The organism is Janthinobacterium sp. LPB2021202312-11-4 (assembly GCF_037049705.1).
Lineage (GTDB): Bacteria > Pseudomonadota > Gammaproteobacteria > Pseudomonadales > Pseudomonadaceae > Aquipseudomonas.
This window is the reverse complement of record NZ_JBAGKV010000029.1, coordinates 42,917-59,974: the sequence shown is the minus strand read 5'-3', so window position 1 is coordinate 59,974 and position 17,058 is coordinate 42,917. Positions and strand designations below refer to the sequence as shown.

Sequence of the window (17,058 nt, the reverse complement as noted above, 5' to 3'; positions counted from 1 at the left end):
ATCACGATGGCCCTACTGCAGATCGCCGAACCCGGCCAAAGTCCTCAACCGCACCAGCGTCGTCTGGCTGTGGGGATCGACTTGGGCACTACCAATTCGCTGGTCGCTGCATTGCGCAGTGGTCTTTCCGAACCTCTGGCCGACGCCGACGGGCAAGTTATCCTGCCGTCCGCCGTGCGTTATCACGCCGATCGCGTCGAGGTTGGCGAATCCGCCAAACTGGCCGCCGCCACCGATCCCTTGAACACCGTGCTGTCGGTCAAGCGCTTGATGGGTCGTGGTCTGTCCGACGTCAAGCAATTGGGCGACCAACTGCCGTACCGCTTTGTCGGTGGCGAGTCGCACATGCCGTTCATCGACACCGTGCAAGGCCCGAAAAGCCCGGTCGAAGTCTCCGCCGAAATCCTCAAGGTGCTGCGTCAGCGCGCCGAGTCGACTCTTGGTGGTGAATTGGTTGGCGCGGTGATCACCGTTCCGGCCTATTTCGACGATGCCCAGCGCCAAGCCACCAAGGATGCGGCCAAACTGGCCGGTCTGAACGTGCTGCGTTTGCTCAATGAGCCGACCGCCGCCGCAGTGGCTTACGGTCTGGATCAGCATGCTGAAGGCCTGGTCGCGATTTATGACCTGGGCGGCGGTACGTTCGATATTTCGATTCTGCGCCTGACTGGCGGTGTGTTCGAAGTGCTGGCCACTGGCGGCGACAGCGCGCTGGGCGGCGATGACTTCGATCACGCGATTGCTGGCTGGATCATCGAGAACGCCGGTTTGTCTGCCGACCTCGATCCGGGCGCGCAACGCAATCTGTTGCAAACTGCCTGCGCGGCTAAAGAAGCCCTGACTACGGTCGCGACAGTTGAAGTTGCTTACGGCGACTGGAAAGCCCAACTGACCCGCGAAGCCTTCGATGCGCTGATTGAGCCAATGGTTGCTCGCAGCCTGAAAGCTTGCCGTCGCGCCGTGCGTGATTCCGGTATTGAGCTGGAAGAAGTGCACGCGGTGGTGATGGTGGGCGGCTCGACTCGTGTACCTCGCGTCCGCGAAGCCGTTGCCGAAGCCTTTGGTCGTGAGCCATTGACTGAAATCGATCCGGATCAAGTGGTGGCCATCGGTGCCGCGATCCAGGCTGATACGTTGGCGGGCAACAAGCGCGACGGCGGCGAGCTACTGTTGCTTGACGTGATTCCGTTGTCCCTGGGGCTGGAAACCATGGGCGGCCTGATGGAGAAGGTGATTCCGCGCAACACCACCATCCCCGTCGCCCGCGCCCAGGATTTCACCACCTATAAAGATGGCCAGTCGGCCATGGCGATCCACGTCCTGCAAGGTGAGCGTGAGCTGATCAGCGACTGCCGCTCCCTGGCTCGTTTCGAATTGCGCGGCATTCCGGCGATGGTGGCGGGTGCGGCGAAGATTCGCGTGACCTTCCAGGTCGATGCCGATGGTTTGCTCAGCGTTGCGGCCCGTGAACTGGGTTCGGGCGTTGAAGCCAGCATCCAGGTCAAGCCGTCCTACGGTCTGACCGACGGCGAAATCGCCAAAATGCTCAAAGATTCGTTCCAGCACGCCAACGACGACAAGGTCGCCCGTGTGTTGCGCGAGCAACAAGTCGATGCCCAGCGCCTGATCGAAGCGGTGCAGGGTGCTCTTGAGGCGGATGGCGAACGCTTGCTCGACGCCGAAGAGCGCATGGTCATCGAGTTGCAGATGCAGGAACTGACCGAATTGATGCAAGGCACCGATGGTTACGCCATTGAGCAGCAGACCAAGCGTCTGTCGCAAGTGACCGATGCCTTTGCTGCCCGCCGCCTGGACTCCACGGTGAAAGCCGCGCTGGCGGGGCGCAACCTGAATGAAATCGAGGAGTAACTGATGCCGCAGATCATTTTTCTGCCTCACGCCGAGCATTGCCCGGACGGGATGGTTGTCGAGGCTGAAACCGGTAAGTCGATTCTCGAAGTGGCCCATGACAACCACATCGAGATGGAAAGTGCCTGTGGCGGCGTTTGCGCCTGCACCACGTGCCACTGCATCATTCGCGAAGGTTTCAATTCGCTGGAAGAAGCAGACGAGCTGGAAGAAGACTTTCTTGATCGGGCCTGGGGTCTGGAACCGCAATCTCGTCTAGGCTGTCAGGCGATTGTCGGGACTGAAGACCTGACCGTCGAGATTCCAAAGTATTCGCTCAACCATGCAGCCGAAGCGCCGCACTGATTCAAGGAACTGTCATGAGTCTCAAGTGGACTGATGTGCTGGAAATCGCAATACAGTTGGCTGAAAGCAAGCCTGAAGTGGACCCTATGTCGGTCAACTTCGTCGATCTGCGTAAATGGGTGATGGAATTGCCCGAGTTCGACGACAAGCCTGAGCACTGTGGCGAGAAGGTCCTGGAGGCCATTCAGGCCCACTGGATCGAAGAACGCGACTGAGCCACGCTGCAGGTTAGGCAATACCCAAGAACCCGCGTATAATTCGCGGGTTTAATTTTTCACAAATTACCGTTTCTGGAGTTACACCATGGCTGTTCAACGTACTTTCTCCATCATCAAGCCTGACGCTGTTGCAAAAAACGTTATCGGCGAGATCACCACTCGTTTTGAAAAAGCTGGCCTGCGCGTTGTAGCTTCGAAACTGAAGCAACTGTCCAAAGCCGAAGCTGAAGGCTTCTACGCTGAGCACAGCGCTCGTGGTTTCTTCGGCGACCTGGTTGCTTTCATGATCTCCGGTCCGGTTGTCGTTCAGGTTCTGGAAGGCGAAAACGCTATCGCTCTGAACCGTGAGCTGATGGGCGCTACCAACCCTAAAGAAGCGGCTGCCGGCACCATCCGCGCTGACTTCGCTGATTCCATCGACGCCAACGCTGTACACGGTTCGGACTCCGAAGCCGCTGCTGCTCGCGAAATCTCGTACTTCTTCGCAGCTACTGAAGTAACCACTCGCTAAGCATTGGCTTATGAGTGAAGGTGAATCCATGACTACATCGACTGTAAAAACTAACCTGCTGGGTCTGACTCAGCTGGAAATGGAAAAATTCTTCGACTCAATCGGGGAGAAGCGTTTCCGTGCCGGTCAGGTAATGAAATGGATTCACCACCTTGGCGTCGATGATTTCGACGCCATGACGAACGTCAGCAAAGCCTTGCGCGACAAGCTCAAGGTGATTGCTGAAGTTCGGGGTCCTGAAGTCGTCAGCGAGGACATTTCCACCGACGGCACCCGTAAATGGGTGGTGCGCGTGGCGTCCGGCAGCTGCGTCGAGACCGTGTACATTCCCCAGGGCAAACGTGGCACTTTGTGCGTTTCGTCCCAGGCAGGCTGTGCCCTGGATTGCAGTTTCTGCTCCACCGGCAAGCAAGGTTTCAACAGCAACCTCACCGCCGCCGAAGTCATCGGCCAGGTGTGGATTGCCAATAAATCGTTCGGCAGCATCCCGGCGACCGCTGAGCGTGCCATCACCAACGTGGTGATGATGGGCATGGGCGAGCCGCTGCTGAACTTCGACAACGTCGTGGCCGCCATGCATCTGATGATGGATGACCTGGGCTACGGGATTTCCAAGCGCCGCGTGACCCTGTCCACATCGGGCGTGGTGCCGATGATCGATGAGCTGTCCAAGCACATCGACGTATCCCTGGCGTTGTCGCTGCACGCACCCAATGACGCATTGCGTAACCAATTGGTGCCGATCAACAAGAAGTATCCGCTTAAGATGCTGCTCGAGTCGTGCCAGCGCTACATGTCGTCCCTGGGCGAAAAACGCGTGCTGACCATCGAGTACACCTTGCTCAAGGACATCAATGACAAGGTGGAGCATGCGGTCGAGATGATCGAGTTGCTCAAGAACATCCCGTGCAAGATCAACCTGATTCCGTTCAACCCGTTCCCGCATTCCGGCTATGAGCGTCCAAGCAACAACGCCATTCGCCGTTTTCAGGATCAGCTTCACCATGCCGGCTACAACGTCACCGTGCGCACCACGCGCGGCGAAGACATCGATGCCGCGTGTGGCCAATTGGTAGGGCAGGTGCTGGATCGCACCCGTCGCAGCGAACGTTATATCGCGGTGCGTGAATTGAGCGCCGAGAACGATCTGGCGCAGAACGCCGCGAATAACAACTAAGAGAGGATCTCTATGTCCCTGCGCTTTGCGCTGCTTGTGCTGTTGGCCAGCCTGTGTGCTGGTTGTGTCCTGTCGGGCGATTTCAACCCGATGAAGACCAGCAAGGGCCGCGACGAAGCGCGAGCCGCCTATGTGCAGCTGGGGCTGGGGTACTTGCAGCAAGGGATGACCGAGCGGGCGAAAGTGCCGTTGAAAAAGGCCCTGGACCTGGACGACTCGGACCCCGATGCCAACGCGGCGCTGGGGTTGGTGTTCCAGGCCGAGATGGAGCCGGAACTCGCCGACCAGCATTTTCGCAAGGCGTTGTCTTCTCGCCCCAACGATGCGCGCATCCTGAACAACTACGGCAGTTTTCTGTACGAAGAAAAACGATACAAGGAAGCATACGAACGCTTTGAGCAGGCCGCCGCCGATACCCTGTATCCTGAGCGTTCGCGAGTGTTCGAGAGCCTGGGCATGACCGCTTCCAAGCTTGGCCAGCGTGATCTGGCCCAGCAGCAACTGGAAAAAGCCCTGCGTTTGAACCGCCAACAACCACGCGCATTGCTGGAAATGGCTGAGTTGTCTTACGAAGACAGGCATTATGTGCCCGCGCGTGACTATTACGATCGTTTTAGCCTGCTCACCGAACAAAATGCACGTAGTCTATTGCTCGGCGTTCGGCTGGCAAAAGTGTTTGAAGATCGCGACAAGGCCGCCAGTTTTGGCCTGCAATTAAAACGACTCTATCCCGGTACGCCGGAATATCAGCAATACCTGTCGGAGCAATGATGAAAGCGGCGCATCCCGAAGTTGTAGCAGCGAATCGCGTTAACCCCGGTGAGACCTTGCGCCAGGCCCGCGAAAGCAATGGCTGGTCGCTGGCCGAAGTGGCGCTCAAGCTCAACCTCACCGTCAATTCCCTGGGCAATCTGGAAGCCGGCGCTTTCGACAAGCTGCCAGGGCATACCTTCGCTCGCGGTTACATTCGCGCGTATGCCAAATTGCTCGGCATGGACCAGACCATACTGGTCCAGCAGTTCGACCAATCCACCGGCACCGATTCCCAGGGCAGCAACGTCCATAGCCTGGGTCGTATCGAAGAGCCAGTTCGGGTTTCCCACACCATTTTGCGAATTGTCAGCCTGCTGTTGCTGATTGCAGTGGTTGGCGGAGGTTTCGTCTGGTGGCAGGATCAAACCTCGCAGCGCACCAAAGACCTGACCAGCCTGGCCCCGGAACACGTTGAAGTCGAAGGCGCCGACGGCACCACTCAGATCCATCCGCTGGACGAGCCGGAAGACCAGGCCGTCGCGCAAGGTCAGGCTGAAGGTGCCACCGCACTCGCCTTGCCGCAAGCCGAGACCTCGGCTGAAGCCCCGGCCGAAGCAGAACCGAGCACGCCAGCGCCTGCACCTGTCGCCCCGGCCGCAGCGCCAGCGGGACCGGTTCACAATGCGGCACCTGCTGCGCCTGCCGCGCCAGCGCCAGTTGCACCGGCACCGACCGTTGTAGCGCCAGTTGTTGCCGCATCAGCGCCGACTGTCGCGGCGGCACCCGTGGCCGGCCAAGGCCAGGTTCAACTGCAATTCACCGCCGATTGCTGGACGCAAGTGACCGATGGTACCGGCAAGGTGCTGTTGAGCGGTCTCAAGCGTAAAGGCGAAAACGTTTCCGTGAGCGGCAAACCGCCGTTTGCCGTGCGTCTGGGCTTTGCCCGTGGCGCGCAGGTCAGCTACAACGGGCAAGTGGTTGATGTCGCTCCGTTCACCAGTGGCGAGACTGCTCGCCTGAAGTTGGGTCAATAAGTCATGCACGGCGAATCTCCAATCAAACGTCGCGAATCTCGCAAGATCTGGGTCGGTAACGTGCCTGTTGGCGGCGATGCGCCTATCGCTGTGCAGAGCATGACCAACAGCGACACCAATGACGTGGCCGCCACTGTGGCGCAGATCAATCGTCTGGAAGCCGCTGGCGTCGATATCGTGCGCATTTCCGTGCCGGACATGGACGCCGCCGAAGCTTTCGGCAAGATCAAGCAACTGGTCAAAGTGCCGTTGGTGGCCGACATCCATTTCGACTACAAGATCGCCTTGCGCGTAGCCGAACTGGGCGTTGACTGCCTGCGGATCAACCCGGGCAACATCGGTCGTGAAGATCGCGTGCGCGCGGTGGTCGATGCCGCCCGTGACCGTGGCATTCCGATCCGTATCGGCGTGAACGCCGGTTCCCTGGAAAAAGACCTGCAAAAGAAATACGGCGAGCCGACCCCGGCCGCGCTGGTCGAGTCGGCCCTGCGTCACGTTGAACACCTGGAACGCCTGAATTTCAAGGACTTCAAGGTCAGCGTGAAGGCGTCCGACGTGTTTATGGCCGTCGCCGCCTACCGCTTGCTGGCCAAGGAAATCGTCCAGCCGCTGCACCTGGGCATCACCGAAGCCGGTGGTTTGCGTTCAGGCACGGTGAAATCCGCCGTGGGCCTCGGTATGCTGCTCGCCGAAGGGATTGGCGATACTATTCGCATCTCGTTGGCGGCCGACCCGGTCGAGGAAGTGAAAGTCGGCTACGACATTCTCAAATCCCTGCACCTGCGTTCCCGTGGCATCAACTTCATCGCCTGCCCGAGTTGCTCGCGGCAGAACTTCGATGTGGTCAAGACCATGAACGAATTGGAAGGGCGCCTTGAAGACTTGCTGGTGCCGCTGGATGTCGCGGTCATCGGTTGCGTGGTCAACGGCCCGGGCGAAGCCAAGGAAGCCCATATCGGCTTGACCGGCGGCACGCCCAACCTGATTTACATCGACGGCAAGCCAGCACAGAAATTGACGAATGAAAATCTGGTGGATGAGCTTGAACGCTTGATCCGCCAGAAAGCGGCCGAAAAGGTCGAAGCCGACGCAGCGGTCATCGCGCGCGGCTGAGCCCGACTGAAGAGCCGAACGAATTTAAGGATTTATAGTGAGCAAGTCTCTGCAAGCCATACGTGGCATGAACGACATCCTGCCCGAGCAGACGCCCCTGTGGCGTCATTTCGAGGGCACCGTCTCGCGTTTGCTGGATAACTACGGTTACAAGCAGATCCGCATGCCGATCGTCGAGTTCACCGAGCTGTTCAAGCGCTCCATCGGTGAAGTGACCGACATCGTCGAAAAAGAGATGTACACCTTCGACGACCGCAACGGCGATTCCCTGACCCTGCGCCCTGAAGGCACGGCAGCCTGCGTGCGCGCGGTGCTCGAGCACGGCATCACCGGCGGCGGCCAGGTGCAGAAACTCTGGTACATCGGTCCGATGTTCCGCCACGAACGTCCACAAAAAGGTCGTTATCGCCAGTTCCACCAGATCGGTTGCGAAGTTTTCAACCTCGATGGTCCGGACATCGACGCCGAGCTGATCGTGCTGACCTGGCGCCTGTGGGGCGAGCTGGGCATCCGTGATGCGGTCAAGCTTGAGCTCAACAGCCTGGGCACCGCTGAATCCCGTGGTCGTTATCGCGAAGCCCTGGTCGAGTTCCTTTCCGCTCGCCTGGACAAGCTCGACGAAGACAGCCAGCGCCGTCTGAAGACCAACCCTTTGCGGGTTCTGGACACCAAGAACGCTGACACTCAAGCAGTTCTGGTCGACGCGCCGAAAATGGCCGACTACCTCGACGACGAATCCCGCGTGCACTTCGAGGGCCTCAAGGCTCGCCTCGATGCTGCCGGCATTCCTTATGTGATCAACCCGAAGCTGGTTCGCGGGCTGGATTACTACAGCAAGACCGTTTTCGAATGGGTCACCGACAAACTGGGCGCCCAGGGCACTGTGTGTGCCGGTGGTCGTTACGACGGTCTGGTGGAGCAGATGGGCGGCAAGCCGACCCCGGGCGTTGGTTTCGCCATGGGTATCGAGCGCCTGGTGCTGCTGCTGGAAACCCTGGAGCAGATCCCGCAAGAGATTTCCCGTCAGGTCGACGTCTACCTCTGCGCCTTCGGTGAAGCCGCCGAGCTGGCCGGTCTGGCCTTGAGTGAACGCGTTCGTGACCAGTTGCCCAACCTGCGCCTGCAAGTCAATGCGGGCGCCGGCAGTTTCAAAAGTCAGTTCAAGAAAGCCGACAAGAGCGGTGCGCTGTATGCGCTGATCCTCGGCGACGACGAGATGGCCCAGCAAGTGGTAGGTTTCAAACCCCTGCGTGGCCAGGGCGAACAACAAAGCATTGCCTGGGATGCGCTCGCTGCACACCTGGCCACCTGCGTCGTGCAGGGTTGAAGCTGTCAAACAGCCGATTTAGCGATTAAGGAGTATTGGGGTGTCGAGTACCGAAGACGAACAACTGGCGGATTTGAAGGACTGGTGGACACGTAACGGCAAGCCCCTGGTCACTGGCGGCCTGTTGGCGCTGGTTATCGTGTTCGGCTGGCAGGCCTTTCACAAGTATCAGAGCAATCAGTCGCAAGGCGCCTCGATTCTCTATCAGCAACTGCTGGAAACCACGCTGACGCCGGACGGCAAGCCTGACGCAGCCCGTGTTGCGGATCTGGCCGGCAAGCTCAACAGTGAGTTCGGCGGTTCTGCCTATGCGCAGTACGGTAGCCTGTTCGTGGCGAAAGTTGCGGTCGACAGCGGCAAGCTGGACGACGCAGCCAGCGAGCTGAAAGCGATCACCGACAAACCGGCCAACCCGGCGCTGGGCGAAATTGCCCGTCAGCGTCTGGCCCAGGTTTTGGCCGCGCAGAACAAGGTCGAAGACGCCCTGAAACTGCTTGAAGGCGATGCCGACAAGTCGTTCCTGGCCACTCGCGAAGAACTCAAGGGCGACCTGCTGGTGCAGTTGGGTCGTACCGATGAGGCCAACACGGCGTATCAAAAAGCCAAGGCAGCACTGTCGGATGAAGCGGCAGTCGGTGGCCTACAAATCAAGCTGGACGACCTGGCCAAAGGGGATGCGTGACGTGATCCGTTGGAAACATGCAGCATTGCTGGCTCTGGCCATTTTGGCCGCGGGTTGCAGCAGCAACAGCAAAAAAGAATTGCCGCCGGCCGAGCTGGTCGACTTCAAAGAAGAAGTGGTCCTGCACAAGCAGTGGAGTCGTTCGATCGGTGACGGTCAGGGCGAAACCTACAACATGCTGGTTCCGGCGATCGATGGCGATACCATCTATGCGGGCGACGTCACCGGTGTTGTGGTGGCGATGGACCGCAGCAATGGCGACGTGAAATGGAAGAAAGATCTCGAACTGCCTGTCTCCGGCGCCGTTGGCGTGGGTTACGGTCTGGTCATGATCGGTACGCTCAAGGGTGAAATCGTTGCCCTGGACGCCACCAACGGTGAAGAGAAATGGCGCGCTCGCGTGACCAGCGAAGTCCTCGCACCGCCGGCCAACAACGGTGACGTTGTAGTGGTTCAAACCCAGGACGATCGTCTGATCGGCCTGGACGCCGCCACCGGTAACCAGCGCTGGTTGTATGACAGCACCCCGGCGGTCCTGACCCTGCGCGGCACCAGTGCGCCGATCGTCACCAACCGCCTCGCGGTGGCTGGCCTGTCGACCGGTAAAGTGGTCGCTCTCGACATTTCCAACGGCGTGCCGGTGTGGGAACAACGGGTTGCGATCCCGCAAGGTCGTTCGGAACTGGAGCGCGTGGTCGACATCGACGGCGGTCTGCTGCTGTCCGGCGGTACACTGTACGTCGCCAGCTACCAGGGTCGCGTTGCGGCACTGGACCTGGAAAGCGGTCGTCAGCTCTGGCAGCGTGATGCTTCCAGCTATGCCGGTGTTGCCCAGGGTTTTGGCAGCGTTTACGTGAGCCTGTCTTCGGGCACCGTTGAAGGCGTTGACGAACGTTCCACCACAGCTTTGTGGACCAACGATTCGCTGGCTCGCCGTCAACTGTCAGCGCCGGAAGTGTTCTCCAGCTACGTTGCAGTCGGCGACATGGAAGGCTACCTGCACCTGCTGAGCCAGGTGGACGGTCGTTTCGTCGGCCGCGAACGCATCGACAGCGACGGCCTGCGCGCCCGTCCGCTGGTGGTGGGTGACACGATTTATGTATTTGGTAACAGCGGCAAACTGGAAGCCCTGACCATTAAGTAACGACTATGCTTGGGGTTTAACCCCCAAGCAGCCTTGTTCTGCAAGGCTTGCGGCGCCTTCAAGCGCTGCCCCGAGCACCAGCCGCTGCCTCGCAGCGGCTTTTGTATTTTCTGAAATAACGAAGTGGAGAGCCGCATGGTTCCCGTAATCGCCCTGGTGGGCCGACCGAACGTCGGCAAGTCCACCTTGTTCAACCGCCTGACCAGGACTCGCGACGCCATCGTCGGCGACTTGTCCGGTCTGACCCGTGATCGCCAATACGGTGAGGCCAAGTGGCAAGGGCGTTCCTACATTCTGGTCGACACCGGCGGTATCTCCGGTGACGAGCACGGTATGGACGAAAAAATGGCCGAGCAGTCGCTGCTGGCCATTGAAGAAGCGGATGTCGTTCTGTTCCTGGTAGATGCCAAGGCCGGTTTCACCGCCGCCGACCAGATGATCGCCGAGCATTTGCGCAAACGTAACAAGCGTTCCTACGTGGTTGCCAACAAGGTCGACAACATCGACCCTGAAATGGCCCGCGCAGAATTCGCCCCGTTGGGTATGGGCCATGCGATCCCGATCGCTGGTGCTCACGGTCGTGGCATCACCCAGATGCTCGAAATCGCCCTGAGCTCCTTCCCGAAAGACGAAGAAGAGCCGGAAGACGGCGAAGAAGAGATCGTTGCCGAAGGCGAGGAAGCCAAGCGCATTCCTGGCCCGAGCGAAAAAGACGGGATCAAGATCGCCATCATTGGCCGTCCGAACGTCGGCAAGTCGACCCTGGTCAACCGCATGCTCGGTGAAGACCGGGTTATCGTGTACGACGAACCCGGCACCACCCGCGACAGTATCTACATCCCGTTCGAGCGTAACGACGAGAAGTACACGCTGATCGACACCGCTGGTGTGCGCAAGCGCGGCAAGATCCACGAAGAAGTCGAAAAATTCTCCGTGGTCAAAACCCTGCAAGCGATCAAAGACGCCAACGTGGTGATCTTCGTGATGGACGCCCGCGAAGGCGTCGTGGACCACGACCTCAACCTGCTGGGCTTCGCCCTTGAAGCAGGTCGTGCGCTGGTGATCGCGATCAACAAGTGGGACGGCATGACCCCAGGTGAGCGCGACTTCGTGAAAGTCGAGCTGCAACGTCGGCTGTTCTTCGTCGACTTCGCCGACATCCACTTCATCTCGGCCCTGCACGGCACTGGCGTGGGTAACCTCTACGCGTCGGTACAGAACTCGTTCAAGTCTGCGGTCACCCGCTGGCCAACCAACCGCCTGACCACGATTCTGGAAGATGCGGTTGGTGAGCACGCGCCACCGATGGTCAACAACCGCCGGATCAAGCTGCGTTATGCCCACTTGGGTGGCGCGAACCCGCCGATCATCGTGATCCACGGTAATCAGATCGAGAAGGTGCCGAAGTCTTACGTTCGTTATCTGGAAAACACTTACCGTCGTGTCTTGAAGCTGGTCGGTACGCCGATCCGCATCGAGTTCAAGGGCGGCGAGAACCCGTACGAAGGCAACAAGACCACGCTGACCGACCGTCAGGTCAACAAGAAACGCCGCATGATGTCGCACCACAAGAAAGCCGATAAAAAGCGCCGCGACAAGCGCTGATTCAGCTGATCGTTCCTGCATTCATGTGTGGGAATGCTCATCGGCTTTTGTAGGCGCTGGCGAAGCCTGCGATCTTTTGATCTTGGGTTGTGTGATCGCTGAAAAGATCGCAGCCTGCGGCAGCTCCTACAGGGTTCGATCATAAAAAGGGTGCTCACCAGAGCGCCCTTTTTTTATGGGCGTCGTTTGGGCTATCCTCGGGCTCTCCCGCGCCGCCGTTAGAGCCGGGTGTAGAGCAGGGAATCACCGATGATCACCAGTAAGCTGCCGAATGTCGGCATCACTATCTTCACTCAGATGTCTCAGCTCGCGGCGCAAACCGGAGCGATCAACCTGTCTCAGGGGTTTCCCGATTTCGACGGCCCCCAGGCGTTGCGCGATGCGGTCGGCCGGCATATCGCCAATGGCCATAACCAATATTCACCAATGACCGGCCTGCCGGTGTTGCGGCAGCAGATTGCAGCGAAGATCGCCCGCAGCTACGGCGCCCAAGTCGATGCCGACACCGAAGTGACGGTCACCCCTGGCGCGACCCAAGCGATCTTCTGTGCGATTCAAGCCGTTATTCACAACGGTGATGAAGTCATCGTGTTCGATCCGGCCTACGACAGCTACGAGCCGGCGGTCGAGCTGGCGGGTGGTCGTTGCGTTCACGTTCAGCTCGGCCTGAAAGACTTCGCCATCGACTTCCAGAAGCTCGCTGAGGCCTTGAGCCCGCGTACGCGGATGATCATCCTCAACACCCCGCACAACCCCAGCGGCGCACTGATCAGCCGTGCCGAGCTGGATCAACTGGCGGCGCTGATTCGCGATCGCGACATCTATGTGATCAGCGACGAGGTCTACGAACACCTGGTGTTCGACGGCGTGCCCCACGTCAGTGTGCTGGCCCATGAGGAACTGTATCAACGTGCCTTCGTGGTCAGTTCGTTCGGCAAGACTTACCACGTCACGGGCTGGAAAACCGGCTACGTCGTCGCGCCACCGGCCCTCACGGCGGAGCTGCGCAAGGTTCACCAGTACGTGAGTTTCTGCGGTGTGACCCCGCTGCAATACGCCTTGGCCGACTACATGGCCGAGCACCCGGAGCATGTCGAAGAACTCCCGGGTTTCTATCAGGCCAAGCGCGATCTGTTCTGCGATCTGCTGGCGCCATCGCGTTTCAGCTTTACCCGAGTGACCGGCACCTATTTCCAGTTGGTCGATTACTCGCAGATTCGCCCGGACCTCAACGACGTCGAGATGGCCCTGTGGATGACCCGCGAACACGGCGTGGCGAGCATTCCGGTTTCGGTGTTCTATCAGACCCCGCCGGTCGGCCAGCGCCTGGTGCGCCTGTGCTTCGCCAAGCGTGAGGAGACCCTGCGAGAAGCAGCGGAAAAACTATGCGTGATCTGAGTTCGCTGCCCAATCTGAACATCGCGCTGATCCAGACCACCCTGGCCTGGCACGACCGCCAGGTCAATCTGGAGCATTTCGAGCAGTTGCTGGAGCAGGCCCAAGGCGCGGATTTGATCATCCTGCCGGAGATGTTCACCACCGGGTTCTCGATGCAATCGGAGACCCTCGCCGAAGCGGAGAACGGTCCGACCACCAAGTGGCTGCGGGTTCAGGCTGCCAAGCTGGATGCTGTCATCACCGGCAGCGTGATCGTTCAGGCTGCCGATGGCAGTCATCGCAATCGCCTGCTCTGGGCGCGACCAGATGGGGAAGTGCTGCATTACGACAAGCGCCACTTGTTCCGCATGGCCGGCGAGCACAATCACTACACCCCCGGCGAGCGCCAGGTGCAGTTTGAACTCAAGGGCTGGCGGATTCGGCCGCTGATTTGCTACGACCTGCGCTTTCCAGTCTGGAGCCGTGATGCCCAGGACACTGACTTGCTGCTGTACACCGCCAACTGGCCGGGTGCGCGGCGCCAGCACTGGAACCGTTTGCTGCCGGCCCGGGCGATCGAGAACCTCTGCTATGTGGCGGCGGTGAACCGGATTGGTACCGACGGCAAAGGCTTTGCTTACACCGGCGACAGTCAGGTGCTGGATTTCCAGGGTGAGACGTTGCTCAGCGCCGGCGAGGCGGATGGGGTGTTTCAGGTGGTGCTGGATGCGGCGGAACTGGCGGCCTATCGCACGCGGTTTCCGGCGAATCTGGATGCCGATACCTTCGAGTTCACCTGATACCCGGAAAGATCGCAGCCTTCGGCAGCGCCCACATTGTTTGAGTGCACCGCCAATACCCCGTAGGAGTTGCCGCAGGCTGCGATCTTTTGATCTTCAAACGACACAAACAAAAAGGCCCCAAGGTTTTCACCTTGGGGCCTTTTGCATTGCGGCAGACGCTTACGCCGCTTTCGCTTCCGGCTGGCTCAGGGAGCGGTTCAACGCGCTGAACAGGGCCTTGAAGCTGGCGGTGGTGATGTTTTCATCGATACCCACGCCGTGCACCGCACGCTGGCCGTCAACCCGCAGTTCAATGTAGGCCGCAGCCTTGGCATTGGTGCCCGCGCCGATGGCGTGTTCGTTGTAGTCCATGATTTCCACCGGGATCGGCAGGCCGGCCACCAGTGCTTCCAGGGCGCCGTTGCCCTTGCCACGCCAGTGCAGGTTGGTTTCGCCTTGGCCTTTGCTGGACACTTCCACTTCCACGGCACTGTTGCCGTTTTCTTCCTGCAGGCGATGGCTGACCAGCGCGTACGGGGTGTTGGCCTGCAAGTATTCGCTGTGGAGCAGCGAGTGGATCTGCTTGGCGGTCATCTCCAGACCGAGGCGATCGGTTTCACGCTGCACAACCTGGCTGAACTCGATCTGCATGCGACGCGGCAAGCTGATGCCGTATTCCTGTTCCAGCAGGTAAGCGATACCGCCCTTGCCCGACTGGCTGTTGACGCGAATCACCGCCTCGTAGCTGCGGCCGATGTCGGCCGGGTCGATTGGCAAGTACGGCACTTCCCACAGAGTGTCCGGTTTCTGCTGGGCGAAGCCCTTGCGGATCGCGTCCTGGTGGGAGCCGGAGAACGCGGTGTGGACCAGGTCGCCGACGTACGGGTGACGCGGGTGCACTTGAATCTGGTTGCACTCTTCGACGACTTTGCGCACGCCGTCGATGTCGGAGAAGTCCAGCTCAGGGTGAATGCCCTGGGTGTAGAGGTTCAACGCCACGGTGACCAGGTCGACGTTACCGGTACGTTCGCCGTTGCCGAACAGGCAGCCTTCGACACGGTCGGCGCCGGCCATCAGGCCCAGCTCGGTAGCGGCCACGCCCGTGCCACGGTCGTTGTGGGTGTGCAGGCTGATGATCACGCTGTCACGACGGTTGATGTGACGGCCGAACCATTCGATCTGGTCGGCGTAGATGTTCGGGGTCGCGCATTCGACAGTGGCCGGCAGGTTGAGGATCACCTTGTGCTCAGGCGTCGGGTTCCAGACCTCGATCACTGCGTCGCACACTTCTTTGGCGAACTCGAGTTCAGTGGCGCTGAAGGTTTCTGGCGAGTATTCGAAGGTCCACTCGGTGTCCGGCTGCTGGGCGGCGTATTTGACGAACAGCTTGGCTGCGTTCACGGCGATGGCCTTGATCCCGTCCTTGTCCTGATTGAAGACAATGCGGCGGAAGGAAGGGGAGGTCGCGTTGTACAGGTGAACAATGGCTTTCTTGGCACCGCGCAGGGATTCGAACGTGCGCTCGATCAAGTCTTCACGGCCCTGGGTCAACACCTGAATGGTGGTGTCGTCCGGGATGTGGCCGTCTTCGATCAGGGTGCGGACGAAGTCGAAGTCGGTTTGCGAAGCGGCCGGGAACGACGCTTCGATTTCCTTCACGCCGACTTGCACCAAGGTTTTCCAGAAACGCAGTTTTTTGACCGCGTCCATCGGCTCGATCAGCGACTGGTTGCCGTCACGAAGGTCAGAGCTGCACCAGATCGGCGCGGCAGTGATGGTCTTCGACGGCCAGGTGCGATCCGGGATATCGATAGTCGGGAACGCGCGGTATTTTGAAGACGGGTCTTTGAGCATGCTCATCGGGAAATCCTTATTGTGTGGGCCGAAAAAAGGCGGCCTGCCGGTGGATCAAAAGTGTTTGGGAAAACGTGTCAGGCGAGGCACCGCAATTCAGCCCGGCAGTCGTGCACTGACGAGGCACAGGCTGCGGTGCTGGCGAAGCTGAATGAGGGTGTGAGAGGTTTTCATGCCTTCAACCCTAACCGCCGGGGTTGAGGTTGGCAAGCAGTCGAAAAAAATTGAGAGGAATACTCGAAAAGCCGGATTTGGCGAGATTTTATTCCGGTGTGGCTATTAATTGTTTGCGTAGATTGCGCAGTCATTTCGTTGTGCGCAATTGCTGTAGGAGCAAGGCTTGCCCGCGATAAACGATAACGCGGTGCGTATGAACCACCGCATGACGGCAATCGCGAGCAAGCTTTGCTCCTACAGGTTGGGTTGGGCGTTCACCCAAACATCAGGGCTGAAACGCGCCAATGAAAATCGCCGGATCAACCCGCGCATCATTCAGGCTGACATTCCAGTGCATGTGCGGCCCGGTCGCGCGGCCGGTCGAACCGACCTTGCCCACCACGCCGCCACGGGCCAGTTGCTGGCCGACCTTCACATCAATCTTCGACATGTGGCAGAACATGCTGATAAAGCCCTGGCCGTGATCAACGAATACCGTGTTGCCATTGAAGAAGTAGTTGCCGATCAAAATCACCTTGCCCGCCGCCGGAGTCTTGATCGGCGTGCCGGCAGGTACCGCGAAGTCCAGCCCGGCATGCGGGTTGCGCTCTTCGCCATTAAAGAACCGGCGCACGCCAAATTTGCTCGACAGCGGGCCGTTGACCGGTTTGTCCAGCAGCAGGTTGCTCGGGGTGACAGGGCTGAAGCTGCGATAGGCCTGGATCTGCTCGGCCAGCTCGCCTTCGATACGCTTGAGGTTCTCCGGGTTCGGATTGACCTGTTGCGTGTTCTTCAACGTGATGTGCTGTTCCGGGTATTTCTTGTTGCCGACGGTAAAGCTCAGGTTACGGCCGCCGCTGCTGACTTGCTGGGTGCCGGGTTTAACCGTCAGCGGCACGCCGACGATGGCCAGCCAATTGCTCTGTTCCTTGACCACCAATACCGGTTTGCCTTGGTACGTGGCTTTAGGCGCCTGGGCCGCCGTGCCCAAATCCACCACCGCCACGCCGCCCGGCACCGGTTTGTTCAGCAGGCGAGTGATGTAACTGTCGGCGTGGGCGTTGAAGGTCAGGCACAGCAACAGCAGCGGAGCTAAAAAACGTGGCATGAA

At 59.5% G+C, this 17,058-nt stretch carries 15 protein-coding genes and 1 pseudogene; 14 read left to right on the top strand and 2 right to left on the bottom strand.

Annotation, left to right across the window (positions count from 1 at the left end; translation table 11 throughout):
• Positions 1 to 6: 6 nt before the first annotated feature.
• The 14 genes and pseudogenes from hscA (at position 7) to V5E99_RS24985 (ending at position 13,955) form a co-directional block, all read left to right on the top strand.
• Entirely contained in the window at positions 7 to 1,869 is a 1,863-nt protein-coding gene (gene hscA, locus V5E99_RS25050; protein ID WP_499804913.1) for a Fe-S protein assembly chaperone HscA, read from the top strand.
• Between the two features lie 3 nt (positions 1,870 to 1,872).
• Positions 1,873 to 2,214, top strand: a complete 342-nt coding sequence (fdx, locus tag V5E99_RS25045) for an ISC system 2Fe-2S type ferredoxin (RefSeq protein WP_133840209.1) — start codon at positions 1,873 to 1,875, stop codon at positions 2,212 to 2,214.
• Between the two features lie 14 nt (positions 2,215 to 2,228).
• A complete protein-coding gene (iscX, locus tag V5E99_RS25040; protein WP_201206454.1) occupies positions 2,229 to 2,429 on the top strand; it encodes a Fe-S cluster assembly protein IscX in 201 nt (66 codons plus the stop codon).
• 88 nt (positions 2,430 to 2,517) lie between these two features.
• Complete coding sequence (gene ndk, locus V5E99_RS25035) at positions 2,518 to 2,943, top strand: nucleoside-diphosphate kinase (RefSeq protein ID WP_007916882.1); 426 nt, start codon at positions 2,518 to 2,520, stop codon at positions 2,941 to 2,943.
• Positions 2,944 to 2,971: 28 nt separating this feature from the next.
• Entirely contained in the window at positions 2,972 to 4,120 is a 1,149-nt protein-coding gene (gene rlmN, locus V5E99_RS25030; RefSeq protein WP_499804912.1) for a dual-specificity RNA methyltransferase RlmN, read from the top strand.
• Positions 4,121 to 4,132: 12 nt separating this feature from the next.
• Positions 4,133 to 4,891 (top strand): type IV pilus biogenesis/stability protein PilW, encoded by a 759-nt coding sequence (gene pilW, locus V5E99_RS25025; RefSeq protein WP_499804911.1) that lies wholly within the window; start codon positions 4,133 to 4,135, stop codon positions 4,889 to 4,891.
• The gene (locus tag V5E99_RS25020) at positions 4,891 to 5,907 is read left to right on the top strand and encodes a RodZ domain-containing protein (protein ID WP_499804910.1); all 1,017 of its coding nucleotides are present in this window, start codon (positions 4,891 to 4,893) and stop codon (positions 5,905 to 5,907) included. The genes pilW and V5E99_RS25020 overlap by 1 nt, the downstream gene beginning before the upstream one ends.
• 3 nt (positions 5,908 to 5,910) lie before the next feature.
• Positions 5,911 to 7,020, top strand: coding sequence for a flavodoxin-dependent (E)-4-hydroxy-3-methylbut-2-enyl-diphosphate synthase (gene ispG, locus V5E99_RS25015; protein WP_499804909.1), 1,110 nt, complete (start codon positions 5,911 to 5,913; stop codon positions 7,018 to 7,020).
• A 37-nt stretch (positions 7,021 to 7,057) separates the two neighbouring features.
• Positions 7,058 to 8,347, top strand: coding sequence for a histidine--tRNA ligase (gene hisS, locus V5E99_RS25010; RefSeq protein ID WP_499804908.1), 1,290 nt, complete (start codon positions 7,058 to 7,060; stop codon positions 8,345 to 8,347).
• A 40-nt stretch (positions 8,348 to 8,387) separates the two neighbouring features.
• Positions 8,388 to 9,029: a tetratricopeptide repeat protein gene (locus V5E99_RS25005; RefSeq protein WP_499804907.1), complete on the top strand. Its 642-nt coding sequence runs from the start codon at positions 8,388 to 8,390 to the stop codon at positions 9,027 to 9,029.
• A complete protein-coding gene (gene bamB / locus V5E99_RS25000) occupies positions 9,022 to 10,173 on the top strand; it encodes an outer membrane protein assembly factor BamB (RefSeq protein WP_499804906.1) in 1,152 nt (383 codons plus the stop codon). Before V5E99_RS25005 ends, bamB begins: the two co-directional genes overlap by 8 nt.
• A 135-nt stretch (positions 10,174 to 10,308) precedes the next feature.
• Positions 10,309 to 11,691: pseudogene (der, locus tag V5E99_RS24995) on the top strand (ribosome biogenesis GTPase Der); the annotation flags it as partial.
• 336 nt (positions 11,692 to 12,027) lie between these two features.
• A complete protein-coding gene (locus V5E99_RS24990; protein ID WP_499804905.1) occupies positions 12,028 to 13,176 on the top strand; it encodes a pyridoxal phosphate-dependent aminotransferase in 1,149 nt (382 codons plus the stop codon).
• The gene (locus V5E99_RS24985) at positions 13,164 to 13,955 is read left to right on the top strand and encodes an amidohydrolase (protein WP_499804904.1); all 792 of its coding nucleotides are present in this window, start codon (positions 13,164 to 13,166) and stop codon (positions 13,953 to 13,955) included. Before V5E99_RS24990 ends, V5E99_RS24985 begins: the two co-directional genes overlap by 13 nt.
• Positions 13,956 to 14,117: 162 nt before the next feature.
• On the opposite strand, the gene leuA is transcribed toward V5E99_RS24985, so the two are convergent.
• Together leuA and V5E99_RS24975 are read right to left on the bottom strand one after the other, a co-directional pair.
• Positions 14,118 to 15,791, bottom strand: coding sequence for a 2-isopropylmalate synthase (gene leuA, locus V5E99_RS24980; protein ID WP_499804928.1), 1,674 nt, complete (start codon positions 15,789 to 15,791; stop codon positions 14,118 to 14,120).
• A 442-nt stretch (positions 15,792 to 16,233) separates the two neighbouring features.
• The gene (locus tag V5E99_RS24975) at positions 16,234 to 17,055 is read right to left on the bottom strand and encodes a peptidoglycan DD-metalloendopeptidase family protein (RefSeq protein ID WP_123410243.1); all 822 of its coding nucleotides are present in this window, start codon (positions 17,053 to 17,055) and stop codon (positions 16,234 to 16,236) included.
• Positions 17,056 to 17,058 lie beyond the last annotated feature (3 nt).

Bases quoted from the DNA above. Each gene is read 5' to 3' on its own strand.
- hscA (WP_499804913.1), top strand. From the start codon at position 7: ATGGCCCTACTGCAGATCGCCGAACCCGGCCAAAGTCCTCAACCGCAC.
- fdx (WP_133840209.1), top strand. From the start codon at position 1,873: ATGCCGCAGATCATTTTTCTGCCTCACGCCGAGCATTGCCCGGACGGG.
- iscX (WP_201206454.1), top strand. From the start codon at position 2,229: ATGAGTCTCAAGTGGACTGATGTGCTGGAAATCGCAATACAGTTGGCT.
- ndk (WP_007916882.1), top strand. From the start codon at position 2,518: ATGGCTGTTCAACGTACTTTCTCCATCATCAAGCCTGACGCTGTTGCA.
- rlmN (WP_499804912.1), top strand. From the start codon at position 2,972: ATGACTACATCGACTGTAAAAACTAACCTGCTGGGTCTGACTCAGCTG.
- pilW (WP_499804911.1), top strand. From the start codon at position 4,133: ATGTCCCTGCGCTTTGCGCTGCTTGTGCTGTTGGCCAGCCTGTGTGCT.
- V5E99_RS25020 (WP_499804910.1), top strand. From the start codon at position 4,891: ATGAAAGCGGCGCATCCCGAAGTTGTAGCAGCGAATCGCGTTAACCCC.
- ispG (WP_499804909.1), top strand. From the start codon at position 5,911: ATGCACGGCGAATCTCCAATCAAACGTCGCGAATCTCGCAAGATCTGG.
- bamB (WP_499804906.1), top strand. From the start codon at position 9,022: ATGCGTGACGTGATCCGTTGGAAACATGCAGCATTGCTGGCTCTGGCC.
- V5E99_RS24990 (WP_499804905.1), top strand. From the start codon at position 12,028: ATGATCACCAGTAAGCTGCCGAATGTCGGCATCACTATCTTCACTCAG.
- V5E99_RS24985 (WP_499804904.1), top strand. From the start codon at position 13,164: ATGCGTGATCTGAGTTCGCTGCCCAATCTGAACATCGCGCTGATCCAG.
- leuA (WP_499804928.1), bottom strand. From the start codon at position 15,791: ATGCTCAAAGACCCGTCTTCAAAATACCGCGCGTTCCCGACTATCGAT.
- V5E99_RS24975 (WP_123410243.1), bottom strand. From the start codon at position 17,055: ATGCCACGTTTTTTAGCTCCGCTGCTGTTGCTGTGCCTGACCTTCAAC.